We start from the raw sequence: 12677 nt of genomic DNA, 5'->3' as shown, positions 1-12677 counted from the left end.
ACGACATGAGGAACACCGCCGCCAGCTTCCTCCCCGGCGTTCTCCCCATACTTCTGGTGGCGTGTGTCGCCGAGCCCGGCGCCGACGGCGCCGAAGGAGAGGCGACCGACCGCGTGTCGGAGTTCGGCCGCTACGAGGGGTACAGCGAGCCCCGGTTCGACGGCTGGGTCACCACGTCCCGCTACGTCGAGATGCGCGACGGCGTGCGGTTGGCGGTCGAGGTCACCCGGCCGGCGCTTGGGGGCGTGCTCGAGAGCAAGCCCCTGCCGGTCGTGTGGACGCATTCCCGCTATCACCGCCATCCGGGCCAGATCATCCGCGTGATCGCGCCGGACCTGGACCCGGCCCCGGACATCCGCTCCCAGGTCGACGCGAACGAGGATCTCCAGCGGCTCGTCCTCCACGGCTACGTCGTGGCGGCGGCCGGTGTGCGGGGGAGCGGGGCCTCCTTCGGCCGCTACGAGGGGCTGTTCTCGGAGTCGGAGACGACGGATGCGGTCGAACTCATCGAGTGGCTCGCCTCGCAGCCCTGGTCGGACGGCAACGTCGGCATGTACGGCGGTTCCTACCTGGGGATCACGCAGTACATGGCCGCGTCCCGCAATCCGTCGGCGCTCAAGGCGATTTTCCCCGATGTCGCGGCCCTCGACATGTACGATCTCATGTATCCCGGCGGCGTGTACCGGGATGACCTCATCGGGCACTGGGGCGGCCTGACCCGCGAGTTCGACGTCTCCATTCCGGCCCCGGCGGTGGACGAGGATGTCGAGGGGGTGCTCCTGCGGCAGGCGATGGAGGAGCACGAGGACAACTGGGACGTGCTCGAGCAATACGGCGCGGGGCGCTATCGTGATCATGCGGCGCCCGAACTGGCGTGGGAGCGCCACGGACCCAGCGGCGTCCTCGAAGACGTGCTCGAGGCCGGGATTCCGGCGTACCACTGGAACGGCTGGTACGACATCTTCGTCACCGACGCTACGCTCTGGTTCGCGAACTACCGCGGGCCGCAGAAGCTGGGCATCGGGGCCTGGTCCCACTCCGGCATGCCCGATCCCGGGTTGATGGCCGAACGCATCGAACTGTACGCGGTGGAGCAGCACCGCTGGTTCGACTACTGGCTCAAGGGCATCGACAACGGCGTGCTCGACGAGGCGCCGATCCACTACGCCGTCATGAACGATCCCGGCGACTGGCGCTGGGTATCGGCCGACGCGTGGCCGCCCGAGACGACGAGCCAACGCCTCTTCCTCGCGCCCGGGACGAGCGGGAGCGTCGCATCGGTCAACGACGGTGGTCTTTCGCCGGACGCGCCGACGGTCGAGACCGCGTTCGACGAGTACCTGGTCGATCTCTCGACGACCACCGGGACCTCCAGCCGCTGGGACAACGCCGTCGGGGCCGCGCCGGAGATGGTGTACCCCGACCTGCGCGACACGGACGCGAAGTCGCTGACCTACACGACGCCGCCGCTGGAGTCCGACCTCACGGTCACGGGCCATCCGGTCGTGACGCTGTGGGTGACCTCGTCGAAGCGGGACGCCGATTTCTTCGTGCTGCTTGAGGAAGTGGACGCGGAGGGATCCTCTCGCTACGTGACCGAGGGCGTGCTGCGCGCCTCGCATCGCGCGCTCGCGGAAGCACCGTGGGAGAACCTCGGTCTCCCCTTCCAGCGCAGCTACGCGAGCGATGTCGAACCGCTTCCGGAAGAGCCGGCCGAACTGCGGCTCGACCTGCACCCGACCTCGACCGTCTTCAACGCGGGCCATCGCCTGCGCGTAACGGTCATGGGCGCCGATCGCGACAACGCGGAGGAGGTGTCGGAGGACCCGCCGACCGTGCGCGTGTACCGCTCCGCGACCCATCCGTCGAGCGTCGAACTTCCCGTCGCCACGGGTTCCTAGCGGCGACGGGAGCCGCCGGCGGGGCCCCCGGCCCGTCTCCGGTCCCGCGGGCTCTGGCCCGCATCCGTCCAGGGCCGCACGTTTCGTCGCTCAAACGACCCGTTTCACGAGGCAGAGAGCCATGTCCAACGTTCGCCGCTTCTCCATCAGTCTCGCCTTCGCGCTCGCGGCCGCCGCGCCGCTGGCGGCCCAGCAACTCACGCCCGAGCAGTACGAGGGGCTGCGGGCGCGCCACATCGGCCCCGTCGGCAACCGCGTCTCCTCGATCGCCGGCGTCCCCGGGGACCGCAACACGTACTTCGCCGGCGCCGCGACCGGAGGGATCTGGAAGACGGACGACGCCGGCCTGCACTGGCGGCCCGTGTTCGACGACCAGCCCGTGCACTCCATCGGCGCCCTCGCCGTCGCCCCGAGCGACCACGCGGTCGTGTGGGCGGGGACCGGTGAGACCTCGATCCGCTCGAACGTCTCGATCGGGAACGGCGTCTGGAAGTCGACGGACGGCGGCGAGACCTGGACCCACATGGGGCTGGAGGGGACCGGCCGCGTCGGCCGCATCCTGATCCATCCGCACGACGCGGACATCGTGTACGTGGCGGCGCTCGGCCACGCCTACGCGGAATCCGACGAGCGTGGCGTGTACCGGACCTCGGACGGCGGCGCCTCGTGGGAGAAGATCCTCTTCGTGGACCGCGGGACGGGCGCCTACGACATGGTCATGGATCCCGGGAACCCGCGGAAGATCTTCGCCACCATGTGGGACATCGATCTCAAGACGTGGAAACGCGACAGCGGCGGGCCGGGGAGCGGTCTCCACCTCACGATGGACGGCGGCGACACCTGGACCGAACTCCAGGGCAACGGGCTTCCGACCGGTACGCTCGGCAAGATCGCCGTCTGCATGTCGCACTCGGACTCCGACCGCGTGTACGCCCTCATCGAGACGAGCGACGGCGTCCCCATGGAGGGGTACGAGACCGACACCGGCGAGCTGTGGAGCAGCGATGACGGCGGCCGCACATGGCGCCTCGTGAACTACAGCCACAACCTCGCGACGCGGCAGGCCTACTACACGCGCTGCGGCGTCTCCTCCGGCGATCGCGACGAACTCTACTTCCTCTCGTCCAGCTTCAGCGTGAGCCGCGACGGAGGCGCGACGTACGAGATGTTCAACTTCCTCGGCGGCGGCCCTCCGGGAGGCGACCCGGCCGCCCCGGGCTGGGATCTGCACGATGTTTGGGTCGATCCGGAGAACCCGGACCGGATCTTCATTGGCGGCGACAGCGGCGTCGCGATCACCGAGAACCGCATGAAGTCCTGGTCCCGCATGCAACTGCCGATTGCGCAGATGTACCACGTCACGGTGGACAACGCGATCCCGTACAACGTTATGGGGAACCGGCAGGACGGGCCCTCCTACCACGGGCCGTCGAATACGCGCTACACGGGTTTCTGGGCCCGTGGACTCATTCCGCGCGGCGACTGGAGGACCGTCGGCGGAGGCGAGAGCGGTTTCGCCACGCCCGATCCCACGGATCCCAACATCGTGTGGTCGAGCGCCTCGGGGTCGGGTGCCGTCGGCGGCATCGTCGTGCGCCACGACAGGGAGCGCGGCCAGTTCCGCGATGTCGAGGTGTGGCCGGAATCGACGCGCGGACGTCCGGCGAGCGATGTCCGCTACCGCTTCCAGTGGACCTTCCCCCTCCTCATCTCCCCGCACGACAGCGAAACGATCTACGTCACCAGCCAGCACGTGCACCGCACGCGCAACCGGGGCCAGAGCTGGGAGGTGATCAGCCCCGATCTGTCTACGAACGACCGCTCAAAGATGGGGGTCTCGGGCGGGCTCACCCCTGACAACATCGGCGTCGAGTTCTGCTGCGTCATTTACGCCTTCGACGAGTCGCCCATCGAGCAAGGCGTCTTCTGGGCCGGCACGAACGACGGTCTCGTGCAGGTGAGCCGCGATGACGGCGCGACGTGGACCAACGTCACGGCGAACATCCCGAACCTGCCTCCCGACGGCGTCGTGCGGAGCATTGACGCCTCTCGCTACGACGTCGCGAAGGCCTACATCACGATCGAGCACCACCAGGTCGGCGACTTCGACGCGCGCGCCTACAGGACGGACGACTTCGGGGCGACATGGACGCAGATCACCGACGGCGTCGACAACTACCCCGTCGACTACACCCGCTACCTGCTCGAGGACCCGGTACGACCGGGGCTCCTTTACCTCGGCACCGAGACGAACGTCTACATCAGCTACGACGACGGCGAGAGCTGGCAACTCTTCATGCCGAACCTTCCCCCGTCGCCGTACTACGGGCTCATCATCCAGGAGCACTTCAACGACTTCGTGGCCGGGACGTACGGGCGCGGCTACTGGATTCTCGACGACCTGAGCGCGGTCCAGCAACTTACGCCCGAGGTCGCGGCCTCCGAAGCCCACCTGTTCGCGCCGCGCGACGCGTACCGCTTCAACGACATCGCCGAACCGCAAGTGATGTATGAGGACTGGTCGGTGGGCGAGAACCCGCCCAACGGCGCGTCGATGAATTACTGGCTTGCGGACGGGGAAGGGCGCAAAGTCCAGGTGCGGGTCGAAAACTCGGATGGCGAGACGCTGGCCACGCTCGATGGGACGAACCACGACGGCTTCAACCGCGTGTGGTGGAACTTCCGGGGCCCGGACGCCAAGCCGATTCTCTACCGGACGAAGCCGCAGTTCGCGGACTGGATGCCCATGCCCGAGGTCTCGCGGCAGGCTGGGGGCGGCTTCTTCTTCGGGGGCGGTGGGGGACCGAGGCAGCCCCCGGGCACCTACACGGTCACGCTCGTCGTGGACGGTGAGGACGCGGGGTCGCAGCAACTGACCGTCCTCCGGGACCCGAACTCCGAGGGGTCGATGGCGGACATCCTGGCCCAGAAGGCGTTGCTCGACGACATCGTGGAGGATCGTAACCGCCTCGCGGATGCCGTGAACCAGATCGAACTCCTGCGACGGCAGATCCATGACCTGCGCCCGGTGCTCGAGGCGGCGGATGACGCGGAGGATGTGATGGAGGCGGGCGAGGCGCTCGATGAGTCGCTCATCGAGGTGGAGAGCGAACTCGTGCAACTCAAGGACACCGGGTCCGACGGGGTGCGCTGGCCGGCGATGATCAGCGCCCGCCTCTCCTACCTCCAGCGTACCGTGGGGACGGCCGACTTCCCGCCCACGGACCAGCACGCCGAGGTGGCGCAGATGCTGAGCGACATGATCGACGAGGTGGAGGTGCGGCTGCAGGCGGTGCTGACCGACGAACTCGCCGGGTTCAACCGGATGCTCCAGGCACGGGTGGGCCGCGTCATCACCACCGAGGACGGATAGCGGACGTGCGCGGGGCGACCCTCCGGCTGGCGGCCGCGGGCGCGCTGGCCGGGGGGGCGCTCGCCTGCGCGCCCGGCGGTGAGCCCGCGCCCGAGTCGCGCGCCGCGACGGCGGGGTTCTGCTCGAACGTGCCCCGCGGGCAATACGCTGACCTGGAGCGCGTCGAAGTCACGGATGACTGGTTCGAGGTGTATCGCGTCGCCCCGCGCGTGTACGCGATCTACGAGCCGTTTCAGTTCCAGGAGGTCATCTCCTACCTGATCCTGGGTGAGGAGGGCGGCCTCCTCTTCGACACGGGCATGGGGATCGGACGCATCCGCACCATCGTGGACGAACTCACGGCGCTGCCCGTGACCGTCCTCAACTCGCACACGCACATGGACCACGTCGGGGGCAACGCCGAGTTCGAGCGCGTGCTCGCCCTGGACACCGAGTTCACCCGCGCGCACGCCCGGGGCCGCACGAACGCCGAGGTGCGCGGAGAAGTGGCCGGAAGCGCGGTCTGCCGGCCCCTGCCCGCGGGGATCACGGAAGACAACTACCACACGCCCGCCTTCGAGATCTCCGCCTTCATCGACGACGGACACCGGATCGATCTGGGGGGACGCACGCTCGAGGTCGTCGCCGTCCCCGGCCATACGCCGGACGCGATCGCCCTCCTCGACCGCGAAGCCGGGTTCCTCTGGACCGGCGATTCCTTCTACGAGGGCCCGATCTGGCTGTTCGCGCCCGAGACGGACCTGGAGGCGTACCGGACCTCGGTGGCCCGGCTCGCCGAGCTCGCACCCGACCTGACCACGCTGTTCACGGCCCACAACACGCCGGTTGCGCAGCCCTCGCGGCTGCTCGAACTGCACGATGCCGTGGAAGCCATGTTCGACGGCATCGCCGTCGGCAACCGACTGCGGGACGGCGGGGTCGAGTTCGTGTTCGAAGGGTTCTCGATCATGGTCGGCCCGGACCCGCGTTGACCGACCCGATCCGCGACTTCATCGAGCGGGAGGGCTTCCTGGTGCTCGATGGGGGCCTGGCGACGGAACTCGAGGCCTTGGGCTGCGACCTCGACGATCCCCTGTGGTCCGCCCGCGCCCTCATCGAGGCGCCGGAGGCGATCCGCACCGCGCACCGCCGCTTCCTCGAGGCGGGGGCCGACTGCATCGCCACCGCGACCTACCAGGCGACCTTCGAGGGTTTCGCGTCCCGGGGGCTCGACGCGGCGGCGACCACCCGCCTCCTGCGCGACTCCGTCGACCTGGCCATCTCGGCCCGCGCGGACTTCCTCGGCGGCAGTGTGGCGCCCGACCCCGACGACCTGCCTCCCGCCGGCCAGCCGCCCGCGAGCCGCCCGCCGCCGCTCGTCGCGGCGAGCATCGGGCCGTACGGGGCCTACCTGGCCGATGGATCGGAGTACACGGGCGACTACGGCCTCTCCGCGGCTGAGTTGTACGACTTCCACGCCCCGCGCTGGGAGGTCCTCGCCGAGACGGAGGCCGATGTCCTCGCCTGCGAGACGACGCCGTCCGTGGAGGAGACGCGCGCCTACTGCCGGCTCGCGGCCGTCTCCCATCGCCCGACGTGGATCAGCTTCCAGTGCCGCGACGGCGCGCGCCTCGCGGACGGCGCGCCGTTCGAGACCGCCGTCGCCTTGTGCGAGGCCGAACCCCACGTTGTCGCGATCGGCGTGAACTGCGTCGATCCGCGCCTTGTTGCGCCGCTCATCCACGCGGCGCGGCGGGCGACCGGAAAGCCGATCCTCGTCTATCCCAACTCGGGGGAGGAATGGGACGCGGAAGCCAAGCGCTGGACAGGCCCCGCGACCCCGCTGGACTGGGCCCGGAGCGCCGCCGAGTGGCGGCGGGAGGGCGCCGACGGCGTCGGTGGCTGCTGCCGCGTCGGCCCCGCCGAGATCGCCGCCATCCGCGCGGATGCGGTGCGCTGACGCACAGAGCTTTTTTTGGCGCCGGGTCACCGTGGCCCGTAAGGTTTCCCCGGGCTTGATCCGGTAGAGGAGCGAACATCGCCATGTGGCACGAGGACATCCTGGGTACGATCGGCGGTACGCCGCTGGTGCGCGTGAACCGGCTCGCCGCGCACCTGCCCGGCACCGTCCTCGCGAAGCTCGAGTACTTCAACCCCGGCGGCTCCGTCAAGGACCGGATCGGGATCTCGATGCTCGAGGCCGCCGAGGCGCGGGGAGAGATCGCGCCCGGCGGCACGATCGTCGAGGGGACGAGCGGGAACACCGGCGTCGGCCTCGCCCTCGCCGCTATCGCCCGCGGCTACAGGTGCATCTTCGCGACCACGGACAAGCAGAGCCCCGAGAAGATCGCGATCCTGCGGGCGCTCGGAGCGGAGGTCATCGTCTGTCCCACGGCGGTGGACCCCGAGGATCCTCGCTCCTACTACCAGGTCTCGCGCCGGCTCGCGGAGGAGACACCCAACTCCTTCTACATGAACCAGTACGACAACCCCGCGAACACGGCGGCCCACGTCCGGACGACGGGCCCGGAACTCTGGGAGGGGACGGAGGGGAGGATCACGCACCTCTTCGTCGGCTCCGGCACCGGCGGCACGATTTCGGGCTCCGCCGCCTACCTCAAGGAACGGAACCCCGGCGTCCGGATCATCGGCGTGGATCCCTTCGGCTCCGTCTACTGGAAGTACTTCCACACCGGCGAGTTCGACGAGGATGAAATCTATCCCTACGTCACGGAGGGAGTAGGGGAGGACATCCTCGCGGGCAACATGAACTTCGACCTCGTCGACGACTACGTGCGCGTCACGGACCGGGAGTCGATGCTCATGACCCGCCGTCTCGCGCGCGAGGAGGGGATGTTCCTCGGCGGCTCGTGCGGCATGGCGATGGCTGGCGCGCTCCAATGGATGGAGGCGAACCGGGAGACGCTCTCGGACGACGACGTGCTCGTCGTGATCATGCCCGACGGCGGCTACCGGGCCTTCGGGAAGGTGTACAACGACGTCTGGATGCAGGAGCACGGCTTCCTGGACGAGGGCGAGACCCTCACCGCGGGCGCGCTAGTCGCACGTCGCCCGACCGAGAGGCCGCTTGTGTCGGCGCCGGCCGACATGTCGCTCGACGACGCGATCGCGTCGATGCGGGAGCACGCGATTTCGCAGCTTCCCGTGATGGAGGGGGGAGAAGTCGTCGGGAGCCTCATCGAGCAGAGCATCCTGCGTTTCCTCATGGGAGACCCCGACGCGCGGGCACGCCTCGTGGGCGACCTCATGGGCCCGCCCTTCCCGGTGGTGGAGGCCTCAAGCCCCGTGCACGCCTTCGCGAACGAGTTGAGCGGAGAACAGCCCGCCGTGCTGGTGCGGGGAGAAGACGGCACGCTCTCCATCCTCACCCGCTCCGACCTGATCTCAGCCCTGGGAGCCGAGAGCGCCTGAGGAACGGTCAGCCTTCTCCCGGGAGGGAGTAGAGGTGGGCGGTGACCAGCGCGGCGACGAGGAGGAGGAGGGCCACGACCCAGAGGTGTCCGGCGGCCAGCACGGCCGAGACGAGGATCGCGCTCCACAGGAAGATCGTCGCGCCGCGCCGCACGCGGGTGGAGATCACGCCGCGCTCCCGGTATGCGGTGAGGTAGCGTCCGAACACGCGGTTCTCCAGCAGCCAGCGCTCCGCGCGCGGGGAACTGCGCGCATAGCACCAGGCGGCGAGAAGCAGGAAGCACGTCGTGGGCCAGAGCGGCACGACGATGCCGATGATGCCCGCGGTCACGCTCAGCGTCCCGACGCCCAGGAAGACGGCTCGTCGCACGGGACCCGGCAGCGCCCTCGCGGCGCGCTCCGCAGCCCGGTGATCGACCGGGCACTGGGCCGCCTGCGGAGGGGTCGCCGTCTGGCCCCGGGGCATGTTCGGATTCGGCTTCATGTCGGTGAAGTTCGTCGAAGCTCGGCGTTCTCGGGGTCATCGGACGAGGGATCATGCGCCCGGGAGGACTCGAACCCCCAGCCTTCTGATCCGAAGTCAGACGCTCTATCCAATTGAGCTACGGGCGCGGGCGCCGCGAGCCGAAAACGGTAGACGCGGCCCGCGTCCGATGCAACCGAACGCGGCCGCCCCGACGGTCCGCGTCGTCGCCTCCGGGTCGCACCCGGCGTCCGGTCCGGGCTAGATTCGGGGACGCCTTCCACCAGAACCGGAGCGGAACGATGCGACGACTGCGCACACTCTTCCTCCTTGGCGCGCTGGCCGCCGGACCCCTGGCGCTCGCGATGCCCACTCCCTCGCTCGCCCAGGGCCGACCGAACGTGGCCATGGCGGAGAGCTGGCCCGATGCCGATGCCGGCGACGTGGAGTCGGTGGACAGCATCCTGACCGCGCTCTACGACGTGATCTCGGGCCCGGCCGGGCAGGCGCGCGACTGGGACCGCTTCCGCTCCCTGTTCATCCCGGAGGCCCGCCTCATTCCCACGGGCCGGTCCCCGGAGGGCGAGCACGGCTACAGCGTGTGGAGTCCGGGCGAATACGCGGAACAGGCGGGCGGCTTCCTCGAGCAGAACGGATTCTTCGAGCGGGAGATCGCCCGCACGGAGGAGCGCTTCGGCCCGGTGGTGCACGCCTTCTCGACCTACGACTCGAAGCGGAACGCGGACGACCCCGAACCGTTCGCCCGCGGCATCAACTCGATCCAGCTCATGCACGATGGCGACCGCTGGTACGTCGTCACGATCTACTGGGCCGCGGAGCGGTCCGACCTGCCGATCCCGGGACAGTATCTGCCCTCGGGGAACGGAGGAGGTGCCCCGTGAAATCTTCTGCGACGTTCCAACGCGCCGTCTTCCGGCGTATCCCCGTCCGGCCCGCGGGACGCGGAGGCGCGTGGATCTCCGCCGCCGCGATCGCCGTCTCCGCCGCGTGGGTTGCCGCGGCCCCGCCGCTCCAGGCTCAGAATCTGGCCAGTTTCGAGCCCGTCCCCGCGCGCGACAACACCTTCGCGCTCACGCTCGAGTCCATCATGCGGGGCTCCGAGCACGTGGGGCAGGCGCCCGTCGGCGTGAGCTGGTCCGACGACGGCGAGTGGATCTACTTCCGCTGGCTCCCGGGCGGCGCCGAGTGGCACGAGCAGCGCGCCCTCTATCGGGTCCGTTCGACCGGCGGCACGCCCGAGCGCGTCGATGACGAGGAAGAGCTGCGCCTCGGCCCCACCCTGGCGCCGGGCGACGTGTCCCCGGATGGCCGCTGGCGCGTGACGTCCTCCGGTGGAGACCTCTATCTCATCGAGCGGGACGGCGCCGCGACCCGGCGGCTCACCCACACCGAGGACGCCGAGGTGAGTCCCGTATTCTCCGGCGACGGTGCCTCCATCTTCTTCCGCCGCGGGAACAACCTCTTCGCCTTCGACATCGACGACGGCGAGATCCGGCAGCTCACCGCGGTGGGCGGGCCGGAGCAGCCCGAAGACCCCGAGGCGGAAGGACACAAGGCCTTCCTCGAAGAGCAGCAGCGAGAGCTGTTCGAGCACATCCGCGTGCAGGAGATCCGGGAGGAGCGCGCCGAGGAGCGCCGGGAACTCCGCGAGGCCGGACAGCGCGAGACCCTGCACCTCGCGCAGGGCGAGCGCGCGCAGTCGCTCGTCGCCGATCCCACCGGCACGTGGATCGCGGTCACCGCGACCCGCGGCACCTTCAACGATGGCGGCCGGCGCACCGACATCCCCCTCTGGATCACGGAGTCCGGCTACACCGAGAACACCGAGATGCGGCCCAAGGTGGGCGACGAACAGGGTGAGTCCAGGCTCGCCGTGGTCCATGCCGAAACGGGCGAAGCCACTTGGCTCGACCTCACCGGCGATGGCTCCGATCCGGAATCCGGGGAGGCGGAATCCGGGGAGTCGGGGGAGTCGGAATCCGAGGCGGGCGACTCCGAATCCGACGACCGCCTCGCCGTCGCGAGCTTCGCGGGCTGGAACGACTCCGGCTCGCACGGGCTCGTATTCGCGGTCGATTACGACTACAAGACGTGGCGCCTCTACGCCTGGGAGGCGGCGACCGGCGCGCTCACGATGCTGGACACCCACTACGACGAGGCGTGGGTCGGCGGCCCCTGCTTCGGCTTCCAGGGCGCGGGCTGCATCGGCTGGCTCCCGGCGGAGGCGGCGGGCGAGATGCCCCGCGCCTGGTACGTGAGCGAGGAGACCGGCTACTCCCACCTGTACGCGATCAACGCCGACGGCGGGGACCGCGAGGCGCTCACGGCCGGAGAGTGGGAGGTCCTCGGCGTGACGATTCCCGATGGATGGGATTCGTTCCTGATGCAGACGAGCGAGTTGTCACCCTTCGACCAGCATCCGTGGCGCATGGAGTTCGATGGTTCGGACCGGGTTCAACTCCTCGAGGGAGAGGGTTCGTTCACCGTCACGCCATCGCCCGACGGGCGTCGCTTCGCCGTCCTCCATTCGCGCGCGAACCGGCCACCCGAACTCTACCTCGCCGACGCCGCGCCGGGCGCCGCGATGGCCCAGGTCACGACCTCCCCTACCGAGACGTGGCTCGGCTTCCCCTGGCTCAGGCCCGAGATCGTGCACTTCGAGGCCCGCGACGGGGTGCCCGTGCCCGCCCGCATCTACCGCCCGGCCGACTTCGGGGTCGAACCCAACGGGGCCGGCGTCATCTTCGTCCACGGGGCGGGATACCTGCACAACGTCCACAACTGGTGGTCGAACTACTACCGGGAATACATGTTCCACCACTTCCTGGCGGCCCAGGGCTACACGGTGCTCGACATCGACTACCGCGGCTCCGCCGGATACGGGGGCGACTGGCGCACGGCGATCTACCGTCACATGGGCGGCTGGGATCTCTCCGACCAGGTGGACGGCGCCGCGTACCTCGTCCGCGAGGAGGGCGTCGACCCCGACCGGATGGGGATCTACGGCGGCTCGTACGGCGGCTTCATCACGCTGATGGCGCTCTTCACCGCGCCGGAGTCCTTCGCGGCGGGCGGCGCGCTCCGCGCCGTCACCGACTGGGCGCACTACAACCACTGGTACACGAGCCGCATCCTCAACCTCCCCCACGAGGACGAGGAAGCGTACCGCCAGTCCTCGCCCATCTACTTCGCGGAGGGGCTCGAGGGACACCTCCTCATCGCACACGGGATGTACGACACGAACGTGCATTTCTCCGACGTCGTGCGCCTCGCCCAGCGTCTCATAGAACTGGGGAAGGAGAACTGGGAGATGGCCGTGTATCCGGTGGAGAACCACGGGTTCGTGGAGCCCTCGTCGTGGACCGATGAATACCGGCGCATCTACGAGCTGTTCGAGCGCGTGATCGGCGGCGGCCAGGGGGCATCGGCCAACGGCGCATCGCCCAACGGGGAGGGTGGCTGAACACACGGGCCCTCCTCGCGGCGGCCCTGCTCGCCTCGGCCTGCG

At 69.5% G+C, this 12677-nt stretch carries 8 protein-coding genes and 1 tRNA gene; 7 read left to right on the top strand and 2 right to left on the bottom strand.

The genetic code is table 11. The annotated features are described in order from the left end of the window. Positions 1–5 precede the first annotated feature (5 nt). The 5 genes from RN729_RS04305 (at position 6) to RN729_RS04285 (ending at position 8685) form a co-directional block, all read left to right on the top strand. Positions 6–1901 (top strand): CocE/NonD family hydrolase, encoded by a 1896-nt coding sequence (locus RN729_RS04305; protein ID WP_310782446.1) that lies wholly within the window; start codon positions 6–8, stop codon positions 1899–1901. A 121-nt stretch (positions 1902–2022) separates the two neighbouring features. Further along, entirely contained in the window at positions 2023–5274 is a 3252-nt protein-coding gene (locus tag RN729_RS04300) for a hypothetical protein (protein ID WP_310782445.1), read from the top strand. Positions 5275–5279: 5 nt separating this feature from the next. Then, positions 5280–6245: an MBL fold metallo-hydrolase gene (locus RN729_RS04295; protein WP_310782444.1), complete on the top strand. Its 966-nt coding sequence runs from the start codon at positions 5280–5282 to the stop codon at positions 6243–6245. After that, entirely contained in the window at positions 6242–7213 is a 972-nt protein-coding gene (gene mmuM / locus RN729_RS04290; RefSeq protein WP_310782443.1) for a homocysteine S-methyltransferase, read from the top strand. The genes RN729_RS04295 and mmuM overlap by 4 nt, the downstream gene beginning before the upstream one ends. Positions 7214–7296: 83 nt before the next feature. Further along, positions 7297–8685, top strand: a complete 1389-nt coding sequence (locus tag RN729_RS04285; RefSeq protein WP_310782442.1) for a pyridoxal-phosphate dependent enzyme — start codon at positions 7297–7299, stop codon at positions 8683–8685. A 7-nt stretch (positions 8686–8692) separates the two neighbouring features. Here the strand turns inward: RN729_RS04285 and RN729_RS04280 are convergent, their stop codons facing one another. Both RN729_RS04280 and RN729_RS04275 read right to left on the bottom strand, forming a co-directional pair. Continuing rightward, positions 8693–9169: a YbaN family protein gene (locus tag RN729_RS04280; RefSeq protein WP_310782441.1), complete on the bottom strand. Its 477-nt coding sequence runs from the start codon at positions 9167–9169 to the stop codon at positions 8693–8695. Positions 9170–9223: 54 nt separating this feature from the next. After that, positions 9224–9297, bottom strand: a tRNA-Arg gene (locus RN729_RS04275). 153 nt (positions 9298–9450) lie between these two features. Between RN729_RS04275 and RN729_RS04270 the strand changes: the two genes are divergently transcribed. Both RN729_RS04270 and RN729_RS04265 read left to right on the top strand, forming a co-directional pair. Further along, positions 9451–10050, top strand: coding sequence for a hypothetical protein (locus tag RN729_RS04270; RefSeq protein ID WP_310782440.1), 600 nt, complete (start codon positions 9451–9453; stop codon positions 10048–10050). After that, positions 10047–12632 carry a prolyl oligopeptidase family serine peptidase gene (locus RN729_RS04265; protein WP_310782439.1) on the top strand — a complete coding sequence of 862 codons (2586 nt, stop codon included), beginning with the start codon at positions 10047–10049 and terminating at the stop codon, positions 12630–12632. The genes RN729_RS04270 and RN729_RS04265 overlap by 4 nt, the downstream gene beginning before the upstream one ends. Positions 12633–12677: the final 45 nt, after the last annotated feature.

The organism is Candidatus Palauibacter polyketidifaciens, assembly GCF_947581785.1.
GTDB lineage: Bacteria > Gemmatimonadota > Gemmatimonadetes > Palauibacterales > Palauibacteraceae > Palauibacter > Palauibacter polyketidifaciens.
This window is presented reverse-complemented; position numbering and strand designations above follow the sequence as displayed.